13 protein-coding genes are annotated in these 13,070 nt (G+C 66.9%); 6 read left to right on the top strand and 7 right to left on the bottom strand.

The features are described from left to right. The first annotated feature begins 68 nt into the window (after window positions 1-68). Together B7P44_RS25220 and B7P44_RS25210 are read left to right on the top strand one after the other, a co-directional pair. Window positions 69-401, top strand: coding sequence for a DUF3175 domain-containing protein (locus tag B7P44_RS25220; protein WP_084908665.1), 333 nt, complete (start codon window positions 69-71; stop codon window positions 399-401). Between the two features lie 255 nt (window positions 402-656). Further along, on the top strand, window positions 657-1,619 hold the full coding sequence (locus tag B7P44_RS25210) for an IS110 family transposase (protein WP_167389794.1): 963 nt from the start codon (window positions 657-659) through the stop codon (window positions 1,617-1,619). A 16-nt stretch (window positions 1,620-1,635) separates the two neighbouring features. On the opposite strand, the gene B7P44_RS25205 is transcribed toward B7P44_RS25210, so the two are convergent. Next, complete coding sequence (locus B7P44_RS25205) at window positions 1,636-2,514, bottom strand: MipA/OmpV family protein (RefSeq protein WP_084908663.1); 879 nt, start codon at window positions 2,512-2,514, stop codon at window positions 1,636-1,638. 302 nt (window positions 2,515-2,816) lie between these two features. Between B7P44_RS25205 and B7P44_RS25200 the strand changes: the two genes are divergently transcribed. Then, window positions 2,817-3,068: a hypothetical protein gene (locus B7P44_RS25200; protein WP_084908662.1), complete on the top strand. Its 252-nt coding sequence runs from the start codon at window positions 2,817-2,819 to the stop codon at window positions 3,066-3,068. 41 nt (window positions 3,069-3,109) lie between these two features. On the opposite strand, the gene B7P44_RS25195 is transcribed toward B7P44_RS25200, so the two are convergent. Then, the gene (locus tag B7P44_RS25195) at window positions 3,110-4,909 is read right to left on the bottom strand and encodes a methyl-accepting chemotaxis protein (RefSeq protein WP_084908661.1); all 1,800 of its coding nucleotides are present in this window, start codon (window positions 4,907-4,909) and stop codon (window positions 3,110-3,112) included. 374 nt (window positions 4,910-5,283) lie between these two features. Next, window positions 5,284-5,538: a DUF3562 domain-containing protein gene (locus B7P44_RS25190; RefSeq protein ID WP_084908660.1), complete on the bottom strand. Its 255-nt coding sequence runs from the start codon at window positions 5,536-5,538 to the stop codon at window positions 5,284-5,286. A 591-nt stretch (window positions 5,539-6,129) separates the two neighbouring features. On the opposite strand from B7P44_RS25190, the gene B7P44_RS37610 reads away from it, so the two are divergent. Beyond that, entirely contained in the window at window positions 6,130-6,540 is a 411-nt protein-coding gene (locus B7P44_RS37610; RefSeq protein ID WP_231716696.1) for a hypothetical protein, read from the top strand. Window positions 6,541-6,821: 281 nt separating this feature from the next. On the opposite strand, the gene B7P44_RS25180 is transcribed toward B7P44_RS37610, so the two are convergent. The 3 genes from B7P44_RS25180 to B7P44_RS25170 all read right to left on the bottom strand — a co-directional run bounded on the left by B7P44_RS25180 (window position 6,822) and on the right by B7P44_RS25170 (window position 10,042). Next, window positions 6,822-7,472: a BON domain-containing protein gene (locus tag B7P44_RS25180; protein ID WP_084908659.1), complete on the bottom strand. Its 651-nt coding sequence runs from the start codon at window positions 7,470-7,472 to the stop codon at window positions 6,822-6,824. A gap of 29 nt (window positions 7,473-7,501) precedes the next feature. Next, on the bottom strand, window positions 7,502-8,437 hold the full coding sequence (locus B7P44_RS25175) for a universal stress protein (protein ID WP_084908658.1): 936 nt from the start codon (window positions 8,435-8,437) through the stop codon (window positions 7,502-7,504). 222 nt (window positions 8,438-8,659) lie between these two features. Beyond that, window positions 8,660-10,042 (bottom strand): amino acid permease, encoded by a 1,383-nt coding sequence (locus tag B7P44_RS25170; protein ID WP_084910017.1) that lies wholly within the window; start codon window positions 10,040-10,042, stop codon window positions 8,660-8,662. A 586-nt stretch (window positions 10,043-10,628) separates the two neighbouring features. Here B7P44_RS25170 and B7P44_RS25165 point away from each other — a divergent pair. Further along, a complete protein-coding gene (locus B7P44_RS25165) occupies window positions 10,629-11,216 on the top strand; it encodes a YMGG-like glycine zipper-containing protein (protein WP_133117906.1) in 588 nt (195 codons plus the stop codon). Continuing rightward, the gene (locus B7P44_RS25160) at window positions 11,217-11,717 is read left to right on the top strand and encodes a DUF5384 family protein (protein WP_084908656.1); all 501 of its coding nucleotides are present in this window, start codon (window positions 11,217-11,219) and stop codon (window positions 11,715-11,717) included. It abuts the gene before it with no gap. Between the two features lie 230 nt (window positions 11,718-11,947). Here the strand turns inward: B7P44_RS25160 and B7P44_RS25155 are convergent, their stop codons facing one another. Beyond that, complete coding sequence (locus B7P44_RS25155) at window positions 11,948-12,979, bottom strand: VTT domain-containing protein (RefSeq protein WP_084908655.1); 1,032 nt, start codon at window positions 12,977-12,979, stop codon at window positions 11,948-11,950. Window positions 12,980-13,070 lie beyond the last annotated feature (91 nt).

Genomic DNA, 13,070 nt, shown 5'->3' with positions numbered 1-13,070 from the left:
GCCAGCGCGCCCGCGAAGCATGCGGATCGTCCGGCGTACAGCGGCGCATCGCGCCGAAGGAGTCCGCCATGACAACCCGCCGCCCGCCTGGCAGTTCCCGCGAAGACGGCCGTTCCGCGCCGCAAGCCGCGCAGCGCTGGTCGCAACACGCGACCGAACGCAGCGACGCGCTCGATCTCGAACCGGGCACGTTCTCGCACGACGATCCCGACGAAGTCGCGCAGGCGCTGAAACGCGCGGCTGAACGCAGCACGCGCCGCAACGGCACGCCGTACCAGTCCGCGATGTCGATGCTCAACTTCTACATCAACCGGGCCGGCGCGCATCTGCCGCAGGAGCGTCGCGACACGCTCGAACGCGCGAAGCAGAAACTGCGCGAAGCGTTCGGACGTGATTCATGACGCGCGTCCCGCACTTGCGCGCAGAACACCTGCCCCTTCAGCCACGCAGGTCCGGGCTTGTATGTTCAAGCCTGACCGGTACGGTAAAGTCTGGGAGCAACCAGACTGAACCGTGTAGTTTGATTCGCGCTTGGGCCAATGAGCCCGTTTCTGAGTACAGAACGCACGGTTGCCGTGCTGGTCTTCCTGAAACCCGAACGGTTACCCGCCCCGATTTGATCGAGAGCGCATGCACAAGCAAGGGATCTGAAGATCATGTCTGTTTCCTCAGTGGTGGTCGGCATCGACGTGGCCAAAGAACACGTCGATATTGAAGTCTTGGGCGCTGAACTGGCTTCTCAGCGATGGGCTAACGATGCCGAGGCGCACTCGGCACTGGCAGCGGCTTTGCAACCGCTGAACATTAGCCTGATCGTCATGGAGGCCACTGGCGGCTACGAAGCAGCGCTTGCCTGCGCGCTGCAAGCGGTTGGTCTGCCGGTTGCCGTGGTTAATCCGCGTCAGGCGCGCGACTTTGCTAAATCGATGGGACGTCTGGCCAAGACTGACACGATCGATGCCCATATGCTGGCCGAGTTCGCATCGGTACTGGTTCGCCGCCAGGATCTGGCCAGCTTCATTCGACCGCTGGCGGACGCCCAGCAACAAGCCCTGGCCGCCATGGTCACGCGTCGTCGTCAGTTGCTCGGCATGCTGCTCTCGGAGCGACAGCGTCTGCAACTGGCGATTCCAGTCGTTCGCCCGAGCATCGAGACCATGATCGACGCCATTCGCAAGCAACTCGATGATGTCGATGCCCAAATGGTCGCTCACGTTCGCGAGCACTACAGTGCGCTCGACGTGTTGCTTCGCTCCGCAAGCGGTATCGGTCCGGTAGCCAGCGCCACATTGATCGCGGAATTGCCTGAGCTCGGTCGGCTTAATCGGCGCCAGATTGCAGCCTTGGTCGGTGTCGCCCCGATGGCTTGGGACTCTGGAACCGTCCGCGGACGCAGGCGAATCCAAGGCGGACGCTTTGATATCCGCCGCGTTCTGTACATGGCTGCGCTCACCGCTTCGCGACGCAACCCCGCCATTACCGCCTTCTACCAACGGCTCATTGCTTCCGGCAAACCGCCCAAGGTTGCACTGGTTGCCTGCATGCGCAAGCTCTTGACCGTGCTCAACGCCATGGTCAGAACCAGCACTCCTTGGGACAGTTCGCTTCATTCCGCTTGACTCGCTAGACGGTTACTCAGAACTGGTAATTGACCGACAGGTCGAGCACGCCGTTCGTCGTCTGCTGCGTGACGGGGCTGCGCGCCGCGCGCCCGACGAGCTGCTCGATCGCGCCGTCCATCGTCAGGAACCAGTGCTTGTTCACGAACCAGACCATCGTCACGCCCGCGCCGACCGACCGGATTCCCGCCCCCGACGAATAGCGCGGCAGCCCGGAACGCGCCGCGGCCGCATCGCTGACGCCGAACCAGCTGTTCATGTAGCGCGCATCGGCAAACGAGACCGTTGGCCCGGCGAACCAGAAGAAGTGCTCGTTGCCGCCGGGCATCGGCATGTACGCGGACAGGTCGCCGACCCAGCCGTTCGAGCCGCCGACGCTGCGCCGCACGTCCGCGCGCAGCACGAGCGGAAAGTCCTTCGAGATCACGTAATCGGCCGACAGCTTGATGACCGGCGCCGGGTTGATGTTGTCGAAGCCACTCAGGTGGTCGAGGTCGTCCGCGGTGCGACGCCCGAGGTCGTAACCCACCGACAGGCTGACGCGCCAGTTGGGGCCGCGCAGCACGTTCGCACCGAGGCCCTCGCCGGTCGACAGGAAGAACAGGTCGCGATAGCGGATGTCGACGTTCGGCCCGCCCAGCACGTGATAGCGATCGGCGCCCGTGTAGCGCGGCTCCAGCGTCATCCCGGCGCCGACGCTGACTTGCCAGTCCGGCAGATTCGGTTCGTACAGCTTCATCAGCGGCACGCCGGCCGAGAGCTGCCACTCGCCGAGCGGCGACGGCGTCTGCGCGCGTGCGACTTGGGGGCCGGCCGCCATGAGCGCCGCGACCGTCGACACACCGGAAAGGAACCGGCGTGTGCCGGGCGACAGCAACAGGCGAGCGATGACCATAGGCGGTATCTGACGGCTGCATGAAACCGGGGGACGCCGCGCATCGCTTGCCGTACCGGCAGGCCGCATGCGGCACGCATGAAATGCAGTGTACGCTGAATTCGTGACCTGCCGATGCGCTGCGTGCACGTCAGCGCAGGTTTTTCCGTGCGCGTTTCATGCGCCGCCGCCGAGGTCCGCCCGGTAACGTAGACTTTGTGTGGAGGCCTTCGTCACGATCCATGCGGATCGGCGTCGTAGCCGCGACGAAGGCCCGCCATGATGCCTGCGGACATTCTCCATCGACCCAAGGAGGTTCGACCATGATCGTCCATCCCACCGGCAGCCGCACCACCGTACTGACGGCCGCCGGCCTGTCCCGCCTGCTCGCGTCGCAGCGCAAGCCGCCCGCAGACAAGACGGAAGAACGCATCGACGAAGGGCTCGAAGAAACGTTTCCCGCGAGCGACCCGCCCGCGATCGGCGGCGCTTCCCGCATCGATCCGTCGAAGCCGTCCGGCGAGCGCGACAAGCGCACGCCGCACCCGCCTTCGAAACCGCACGATCGGGGCTGACGCCGGCCGCGCGGCCGGCCCGGCCCCCGATGCGCGCCGCGTCACGCGACCTTGAACTGCCCGACCGTCGCCGCGAGCGCGTGCGCCTGCGTCTGAAGCGCCGCGGCCGCGGCCGTCGACTGTTCGACGAGCGCCGCGTTCTGCTGCACCATCTCGTCGAGCTGAGTGACCGCGCGGTTGACTTCCTGGATGCCGCGGGTCTGCTCGTTCGCCGCGTGCGTGATCTCCGAGATGATCGTCGTCACGTTGGCGACGTTCGTGACGATCTCCTGCATCGTCTCGCCGGCCTGGCGCACCTGCCCGGACCCGGCCTCGACGCTCGCGACCGTCGATTCGACCAGCACCTTCACCTCGCGCGCGGCCTGCGCGCTGCGCTGCGCCAGGCTGCGCACCTCTTGCGCGACGACCGCGAAGCCGCGGCCCTGCTCGCCCGCACGCGCGGCCTCGACGGCCGCGTTCAGCGCGAGGATGTTGGTCTGGAACGCGATGCCGTCGATCACGCCGATGATGTCGCCGATCCGGCCCGACGCCTCTTCGATCTTCTCCATCGTCGAGACCACGTCCGACACCACCACGCCGCCGTGCGACGCGATCTTCGACGCCGCCGCCGCGCGCTGGTCGGCCTGGCCCGCCGCCGCGGCCGACTGGCCGACCGTCGCGGTGATTTCCTCCATCGATGCGGCCGTTTCCTCGAGGCTCGCGGCCGCGGCCTCGGTGCGCGACGACAGGTCCTGGTTGCCGGCCGCGATCTCGTTGGCCGCCGTGCGCACGGATTCGCTCGCATCGCGAATCTGCTGCATGACCTCCTGAAGCTTGTCGACGAAGCTGTTGAACGAGCGCGCGATGTCCGTGACCTCGTCGCCGCCGTCCGCCGGCAGGCGCTGCGTCAGGTCGCCCGAGCCCGAACCGATCGCCGCCATCGCCTGGCGGACCAGCGACAGGCGGCGGAACGCCGTCGCCGTGATCGCGCCGACGATCAGCGATGCGATCACGATGTCCGCGACGAGCGTGATCAGCGACGCGGTCAGCAGCGAGCGCATCCCCGCGGTCGCCTCGGACTTGTCGAGCGCGACGAGCGCGAACCAGTCGGTGCCCGGCACCGGCAGCGCGCGGACCAGCTTCGCCGCACCGCCGACGTCCACCTCGACCGGCGCGCTCGCGTTCACGATCGACGCGGGCGCGATCGCGCCGAGTTCCGGCGACACGTCGTTGACCGGCTTGAGCGTCAGCTTCGAGTCCGGATGGGCGACGACGTGACCGTTGCTGTCGATCAGCATCCCGAAGCTGGCCGGCGTCGGGTGGATCGACTTGACGTTCGCGATCACGGCGTTCATCGCGACGTCGGCGGCGATCACGGCCTTGACCCCGCCGTCGCGCAAGATCGGCACCGCGAACGTGACGACCAGGTTGCCGGTGCCGGCGTCGACGTACGGCGGCGTGACGACCGGCTTGCCGGCCTGCGCGGCCTGCTTGTACCACGGGCGGCCGGTCGGATCGTAGTCGGCCGGGATGCCGGTCGGGTCGGAGAACTTGAACGTCTTGTCCGCGTAACCCGCGTAGACGTTGGTGAAGCCGCCCGCCGCGGCCATCTGCTTGAAGACCGGCAACGGATCGGGCGACAGCGTCGCATCCTGCAGCGACGCGATCATCCGGCTTTTCGTCGCGACCCAGTCGCCGATCCCGACCACGTGGCCGCTCGCGACGGACGTGAGGTTGCGGTCGATCGCGTCGTCGTTGTACGACCGGGCGATGAAATAGTTGATCAGCGTGCTGGCAAGCAGTGCGGCCGCGACGATGGCGACGCACGCGGCGATGATGCGGGCGCGAATGGACGAAAACATGGCAACGACTCTATTTGGGAGCGCGAACGCCCGGTGGACGAATTCACCGTGTAAACGGCGGCATTCGCGATTACTTAAGGGTCGCATTCATCAGACAATTCGTTGTTTGATGCCCGACAGCAAGCCCTTGCATGCGGGCGCTGGATCGATCAATTGGGGGAAAACCCGGCGCCCGGCGATTGCGGGCTGCGTGGGGTGCGGATACGCCGCCGGATTCGGGCGAATCCGCGTGGACGTGCTCGCAAGCGCATGCGGGCGTGGACCTGCCCGCCCGCGTGAAAAGGCGCAGTCGTATCGCGCCAGTGCGGCAGGCGCCGCACGCGTGAACGTCGATCAGGGTTCGGCCGCTCGGTCAGCGACCCAGACGACTTCCCTCATAGGCGACGGCTCGCCTGAACATCCGGCTCCGCGGGCTGCCGCGACGACGGCTCGCCCGCCGCCTGCTCGTCGAGCTGCCGCATCCGCTCGCGCAGGTGCCGGACCGCAAACACGTGAATGTAGTCGTGCACGCGTGCGTCCGAGGACAGTGCGCGCACCTCGTCGTCGATCATGGCGCGCAACTGGTCTGGATTGATCGACCGCTGCGCGGCAACTTCCGCTAGCGCTTCCAACAAAGTGTCCCGTGACATCGACGAACTCCTTACTGTCGAGGCAATTAACGATGGATGTATTGGTAGCGTAAAGAATGAGCAGCGATGCCGCGCGCGATGCGCGATCGTGCCCTTGCGCGGCATCAACAACCCTGAGCGACGCGGGCAGCGCCCAGCGGGCGTCGAGCGTCGCGATCCGACGGCGGATCGCCTGCAACCTGGCCGGTGCGAGCTTGCGCCGCACGGATCGTCCGATGAAAGACCACGCTTCCCCGAAAGCGCGGCGCCGACGCGCGATCCTGTCGTGGACAGGCATCGGCGGTCGGCGTAGAGACCAAGTTAGACCGGACGAAAAGGCTCGTCAAGGCGCTTGCGCTGTGAATCGTTCGCTGAAAACCGCGCGATCGCACGCCGGACGCGGTGCACGCAACGCCCGCATTCACCATCCCGCCGCGCGCGTGTCAGGAAATTCCTATGGCGCGGCGGAATTCCTGACGCAGACTTCAGCGCGCCCTGATTGGAAGCGTCCTTTTGCCACACGATACTGATTCCATGGACACATCGTTCATGCAGGGCCATCGCGCAGCCGGCCGTCGAGCCGGCACGCGGGTCAGGCGGAGGAGACCACTCATGGCTTTCGGCAGTTTTCCCAACGGCGACGGACAGCGGCGCGCGACGCGCGCGACCGCGGAACCCGCGCCGGCACCCCGCGAAGATCTCGATGCGCTGCTCGCGCTCGCCCGCCAGGCCGGGCTGCTCGTGACGCTCGACGGGCAGATCGGCCGCGAGAAGTACCAGAGCATCGTCGGGTCGGTAGCCGCGTTGCAGCGGTTCGCGGCGGCGCTGCGCCAGCAGGCGGCCGTCGCCGCGCCCGCGCCGTCGACGGTGCGGCGCGCGTCGCGCCGCGGGCACGTGCGCGTGAACCGCACGCGCCGCTTTTCGCCGTGCCGCGCCTGCCCGCTCGAAACGGCGCGCCATCGCGCGCATGCGCGACACGGCGGGCGCCAGCGGCGCAGCGCCCGTCCGGGCTGCATGCCCTGACATCGCTGACCGCGCACCGGCAGCCGCTGCCTGACGAACCGGCCCGACCGGCCAAGCAAGCAGCACGGCAACATCGACGGCGCATGTCGTGCGCGCGGCCACGCGCACGCCTGGCCGCGTTCGGCCGTCACCGGTTCACGTACGAGGAAAAGCGTCGGCACGGGGCCAGGAAGGCGGGCGGGGTCAACCACCCCTGCCCGTCCTCCAAGGCAACCTGACGGCTGCCTACCCCCGTGCCGGAGCGTTCATGTCCGGGGCCGGCGGCATCTGCGTGCGCGCGCCTACTCGACCACCAGGTTGTCGACCACCGCGCGCACGCCGGGCGCGGACCAGGCGGCGCCGCGCGCGACCTCGCGCTCCGCATACGAGTCGACCTTGCCGTTGAGCGTCACCGTGCCGTCCTCCACGATCACGTCGATACGATTCGCTTCGCGTTCCGCGTGCCGCTGCATCGCCTTGCGGATCGTCGCGCCGATGTCGCCGGCGACCACGTCGCAGCCCACCTCGATCGCATCGGATACGCCGATGATCCCGCGCATCTGCAACACCGCGCGCAACGCGCGCTGCCGCTGGTAGCCCCACTCGACCTTGCCGGTCAGCGTGATCCAGCCCTTCTCGATCTGCACGTGGATCGCATCGTCGCGCAGGCCGGCCGTCCAGTGCAGCACGGCGCGCACCGCCTTCGCGATGTCTTCGTCGGTATGGCGCTCGTCGTGCGGCAGATGCACGGTCATGTCGACGACGACGGCCCTCACGCCCGCCACGCGATGCGCGGCGTGTTCCGCCGCGACCTTCTCCGCGACACTCGACGGATGCCCCGACAGCGTGACGACCCGGTCCTCGACCTCGACGCCGATGCGGGTCGAATCGACCGCCGGATCCCACGCAAGCTCTTCCTCGACGTCCTGCTTCACCTGTCTGTCGGTTTTCATCGCACGCTCCCGAATTGGCCCGTCCGGCGTCAGTCCGAGCCGCGCACGAGCAGCACCGGCACCTGCGCGAGATGGGCGACGCGACGCGCGACGCTGCCGATCAGCAGTGCCGCCAGCCCGCGCCGGCCGTGCGTGCCGACGACCAGCAGCTCCGCATCCCAGCGCACGGCCTCGCGCATCAGCGCGTGCGCGACGTCGTCGCTCGTTGCCTGCGTCTCGATGATGCCGCGCTTGGTCGGATTCGCGCATCCGTCGAACAGCGTCGCCACCCGCGCGAGCGCGCCCTCGCCTTCGGCGCGGTACGCGTCCTCGAGCGCGCGCACCGGCACGATGTCCGTCAGACGAATCGCGCGGTCGACGACATACACCGCGTAGAGCAGCGTCGTCGGCGTCGCGAGCACCATGCCGGCCTGCAGCGCGTGCAGCGACGGCTCGCTGCCGTCGACCGCGAACATCATCCGCTGCGGCGGCCCGTCCATTGGCCGCTCGTAGCTCGCCGGGACGATCAACAGCGCGCAGCGGCTGCGCCGCGTGAGCGTGTCCGACACCGCGCCCTCGACGAGCCGCAGCAGGCCGTGATGCGGGCTCGCACCGACCACGAGCGCGTCGGCCTGCCACGCGACGGTGTCCCCGACGAGCGCGTTGGCGATCGTGCCGCCCGCGACCGACGCATCGACGATGCCCTGCTCGACGTCCGCGCCGCATTCGGCGAACAGCGGCGTGATGTGGTCGAGCACGGCCTGCGCGTCGTGCGCCATTTCCTCGCGCGCGGACGTGAGCAACGCATCGACGCGCGGGATGTCGGGCAGCAGCAGGCGGGGATTGTCGATCACGCTGATGACGCGCAGCTGCATGCCGGGACGCAGCAGCGTGCGCACGTACTGCGCGGCGCGCATCGATTCGGGCGTCGCATCGACGGCCAGCACGAGTCGCGAGAGCGACGGGAGGGATGGGTCAGGCTGCATGGCGAAGGCCTCCGTTCGTGCGCGCCGTCCTTGGCGGGACGGCGCCGGGGCTTCACGCGGCAGTGGCGTGCGGCGGATCAGGCCGCCGGCGCACGATCGCGGGCATCGGCGGGCGGCCGCGCGAAGCGCGGACAAGCGATGCCGACAGCATAGAACGCCCGGCCCGCGCCTGCATGATCGAAATCAAGCGGCAGGCCGGGCGCGGCACGCAGCCGGTGCGGCCTACGATTCCGTCGAGACCGACGTCACCGGGCGCTTCGCGTAGAACAGCAGGTAGGCGAGCCCCAGCAGCACGATCCACACCGGACCGATCACGAGCGCGACGCGCGTATCGGGCGTGAACGCCATCAGCACGACGACGAGCGAGAGGAACGCAAGCGCGACATACGAACCGAGCGGATAGAACGGCACGCGGATCGGCAGGCGCGCGATCTTGTCGGCCGACAGCGTGCGGCGAAAGCGCATCTGCGCGATCAGGATCACGCACCAGGTCCAGATCGCGCCGAACGTCGACACCGACGTGAGCCACGTGAACACGTGCTGCGGCGCGAGATAGTTGAGCAGCACGCCGACCAGCAGCAGCGCGACCGACACGGCCACGCCGTAGACCGGCACGCCGTTGCGGTTCACGCGCCCGAGCACGCGCGGCGCCTGGCCCTGCTGCGCGAGGTTGTAGAGCATCCGCGCGGTGCTGAACAGGCCGCTGTTGCACGACGACAGCGCCGCCGTCAGCACGACGAAGTTGATGATGCCGGCGGCGGCCGGGATGCCGAGCCGCGTGAACGTCATCACGAACGGGCTGCCCTGCGTGCCGATCTGGTTCCACGGGTAGATCGACATGATCACGAACAGTGCGCCGATGTAGAAGATCAGCACGCGCCAGAACACCGAGTTCACGGCCTTCGACAGCGACTTCTCGGGATTGCGCGCCTCGCCGGCGGTCAGGCCGAGCATCTCGACGCCGAGATACGCGAACATCACGATCGGCAGCGCGCCGATCACGCCGGACCAGCCGTTCGGCATGAAGCCGCCGTTCGCCCACAGGTTCGAGATGCCGGTCGGGGTGCCGCCGTTGCCGAGGCCGAGCGTGATCATCAGCGCGCCGCCGATGATCATCAGCACGATCGTGACGATCTTGATCAGCGCGAACCAGAACTCGAACTCGCCGTACAGCTTCACCGCGACGAAGTTGACCGCGCCCATCGCCGAGAGCCCGAGCAGCGCCCAGATCCAGTTCGGCACGTCGGGAAACCATACGTTCATGTAGACGGCGACCCCGGTGACTTCCGCCATGCAGGTGACGATCCACACGAACCAGTAGGTCCAGCCGGTCAGGTAGCCCGCGAGCGGCCCGAGGTAGTCGCGCGCGTAGCGGCTGAACGCGCCGGCGACCGGATTGGTGATCGCCATTTCGCCGAGCGCGCGCATGATCAGGAAAATCACGATGCCGCCCAGCAGGTAGGTCAGCAGAATGGCCGGTCCGGCGCTGCGGATCGCGGTGGCCGAGCCGAGGAACAGGCCGACGCCGATCGTCGCGCCCAGCGCCATCAGGTTGATGTGCCGCTCTTCCAGCCTGCGGTGCAGCTGGTCTTCTTGTTGTTTCAATTGCGTCTCCTGGCGGCCGCGCGCGACCGCCGTCACTGTGTCGATATCAGCGCACGGCTTGCCGGTGCCGATGAAGGCCGCCGAAAACGAAATGATTCCCGTCGCATATTTCCGGATTGGAAATGATGCCGATATTGTGCGAATCCATTCAGAATCGCCGCGCATTATCGTGATATTCCGGAACAATCCGAAAAACGGCTCGGACCGTTTGGGGAACGCGCCGACAGGCCGGACGCGGCGCGCCAGTGCGCGCCGGGCCGGGCATCGCGTTCAACGGGAATTCAATCGGATTCGGCGCGGCATGCCGCGCCTCCTGTGTGCGCCATTACGCGCATGCAATATGCAGGCGGGATTATATGAATGATCAGACGATTCGCGCCAGTCGATTTTGCGTGGCAAGTGCCGACGCCGCTCGCAAACGTTGCCGGTGCTTTTCATGCTGCGGGCAGCGGTGGACGACCGCACACGCCGATGATTTTTTAAATACATTTCGCGCTGCGACAGCCTAAATGAATTTGTAATATTGCCGTAAACTGTTAACCGGATTTCAACGTCCCGCACTGCTCGATGCCCGTCGATTCAGTCCGTGGACGTCTCTTTTCGAAGTCCGGGATCTTCAATTAACCATACGCAAAGGAAATTCATGAGGAAGGTTGCTCTCACCCTCATCGCCACTTCGATCACACTCGCTGGCTGCGCCACGCCTGGCATGGAAAACAAGGCGGACGCGTACAACGTGCTCGATGTGAATCAGCGTCAAGAAGTGCGCACCATCGAAATCCTGACGATCCTGCCGGGCAAAGTGCAGGTGAGCAACGAGCAGAACAAGAAAACCGCGCAACTGGCCGGCACGATGCTCGGCGCGATCGCGGGCGCTGCAATCGGCGGTACGACCGGCCCCGGCGGCTGGAACCGCACGGGCGTAGGTACGGTCGCAGGTGGTGTCGTGGGTGCCGCGGCCGGTTCGATGGTGAACGACAAGGTGCTGGTCGACGGCGTGCAGATCATGTACCGCGATGGCAAGTCGGCATTCGCATCGGCTCAGGTCGGCCGCGTGTGCGAATTCAAGCCGGGTACGGCGCTGATGGTCGGCTCAGGCAAGACGACGCGCATTCAGCCGAACTCGCAATGTCCGGGCGTCGACGCGGCACAACAACCGGCGCAGGTGAAGTAAATGAAGCGCGAAATTTTTACGCTTCTCTTGCTGACGACACTTCCCGCGTTCGCGCAGGAACAAGCGCCCGTCAATCTCGATAACGGCATCGCTCGTATGCAAGCGCTCGAATCGAATGCCGAACACGAGCGCGCCGTGCAACAGCAAAAGGCCGAAGCCGACCAACGCAGGCAGCGGCAGCAGGCAGCTGCGGCCGAGCGCAAGCGCAGCCAGGCGCATGCCGCTGCGCAAGCGCAGGCCAATCGCGACCGGCAAGCTGCGGTCGACCGTCAGCGTGCCATCGAAGATCAGGACCGCAGCTACGAAAACCGCTACAAGGAACTGCAGCTGAAAAAGATGGAAGCGCAAGTTGCGCGCGAAAACGATCGCATCAATGCCGACCTCGCGCGATCGAAAGCGGAGACGGATGCGGTGCAATCTCAGGCGGATGCAAATCGAAACGTCAGCAAAGGCGTGGAGAAGAATTTGAAGGACGCCAATCGCCACTGGTGGGAAAAATAATTCCGTTAAACAAGGCCCATGTCGGCGGGCCTTAACGGGATGGTCGGCGTGACCGACACAACCCGATCAGCATGCTGATCGGGTTGGCATTCATGCTCATCGTGTCGCCTTGGCAGTCGTGGCGTCACATTCCCGGTCATTTCGGTCACGATGGGCGCGATGTGCGCCGCGCTCGGCTCGGCAAGCGGGCCTGTCACGCCGCATGAAATCATGCGGCTACACGCTTTCGGTCACGAGCGGCCTCTTAGCGCAGCGCGAACGGTGTATTCATCGCCTGAGACAGCTTCAGCGTGCCGCACGAAGTAACGGGACGCGTCGAGATCGGCCGGCATCGGCTCGACCGGGTAGCCGTGCTTTTCCCACGCGTCGAGGCCGCCCTTCAGCGCCTTGATGTGACGGGCCATCTGCTTGCGCTGCAGCTGTGCGACGATGCGCTTGGCGGTCGCCTCGTTCGGGCACACGCAATAGACGACGATCGGCCGCTTCAGCGCGTCGGGATCGATCAGCTCCGGCGAATCGAGATCGAGCGGCACCGCGCCGGCGATCCGGAACGGCTCGCGTTCGCGCACCGCGCGCGGCCGCGCATCGAAGATCAGCGGCGGCTCGTCCGACGTCATCATCTCGGCGAGCTGCGGCGGCGAGATGCGCACCTGCGCGAGCCAGCGCCGGAACTGCACACGGCGCACCCAGCGGTACAGCACGAACGTGATGAAGATCGCGAGGAACGCGTCGAGGATCGTCCCGCCGCTCGCGCGCACCCACAGCACGGCCTGGACGATCTGGTCATGAATCGCCGAGCCGCCGACGAGCCAGAACCCCGCCCACAGCACCGCGCCGGCGAAGTCCCACAGCAGGAACACGCCGACGCCGATCGCCGTCGTGCCGAGCAGCGGCGCGGACACGAGGCCGAGCCCCGGCAGGAATTTCGCGAGCACGAGAAGCGGCGCGCCGTGGCGTTCGAACAGGTTGCGCGCGAAGCGCAGCGTCGTGTCGAGCGACAGCGAGAAGCGCACGAGGCCGTTGAGCAGGCGCCGGCCGCGCGTGCGGCCCATGAAGAACCACAGGGAATCGGCGAGCATCGTCGCGCCGACGGCCGCCGCGAACATGGCCGTATAGGACGCCTGCCCCATCGCCGCCATCGTGCCGCCCAGGATCAGCATCGGCACGGCCGGCACGGGCACGCCGAGCTGGGTGATGAGCACGCTCGCGAATACGGCCCACGGGCCGAGCGACGAGGGAATCGCGACGGGAAAGTGCCACACGGCGGCGCTCCTGAATGACATGCGGGCCGGCCCGACGCCGGCGGCCGTCGGGCGGCCGAGCAACGATCGCCGCGGCACTTCCGCAGCGGGG

Source organism: Burkholderia ubonensis subsp. mesacidophila, assembly GCF_002097715.1.
GTDB lineage: Bacteria > Pseudomonadota > Gammaproteobacteria > Burkholderiales > Burkholderiaceae > Burkholderia > Burkholderia mesacidophila.
This window is presented reverse-complemented; position numbering and strand designations above follow the sequence as displayed.

Excerpts from the sequence above, each read along its gene's own strand:
- B7P44_RS25220 (WP_084908665.1), top strand. The coding sequence starts at position 69 with ATGACAACCCGCCGCCCGCCTGGCAGTTCCCGCGAAGACGGCCGTTCC.
- B7P44_RS25210 (WP_167389794.1), top strand. The coding sequence starts at position 657 with ATGTCTGTTTCCTCAGTGGTGGTCGGCATCGACGTGGCCAAAGAACAC.
- B7P44_RS25205 (WP_084908663.1), bottom strand. The coding sequence starts at position 2,514 with ATGGTCATCGCTCGCCTGTTGCTGTCGCCCGGCACACGCCGGTTCCTT.
- B7P44_RS25200 (WP_084908662.1), top strand. The coding sequence starts at position 2,817 with ATGATCGTCCATCCCACCGGCAGCCGCACCACCGTACTGACGGCCGCC.
- B7P44_RS25195 (WP_084908661.1), bottom strand. The coding sequence starts at position 4,909 with ATGTTTTCGTCCATTCGCGCCCGCATCATCGCCGCGTGCGTCGCCATC.
- B7P44_RS25190 (WP_084908660.1), bottom strand. The coding sequence starts at position 5,538 with ATGTCACGGGACACTTTGTTGGAAGCGCTAGCGGAAGTTGCCGCGCAG.
- B7P44_RS37610 (WP_231716696.1), top strand. The coding sequence starts at position 6,130 with ATGGCTTTCGGCAGTTTTCCCAACGGCGACGGACAGCGGCGCGCGACG.
- B7P44_RS25180 (WP_084908659.1), bottom strand. The coding sequence starts at position 7,472 with ATGAAAACCGACAGACAGGTGAAGCAGGACGTCGAGGAAGAGCTTGCG.
- B7P44_RS25175 (WP_084908658.1), bottom strand. The coding sequence starts at position 8,437 with ATGCAGCCTGACCCATCCCTCCCGTCGCTCTCGCGACTCGTGCTGGCC.
- B7P44_RS25160 (WP_084908656.1), top strand. The coding sequence starts at position 11,217 with ATGAAGCGCGAAATTTTTACGCTTCTCTTGCTGACGACACTTCCCGCG.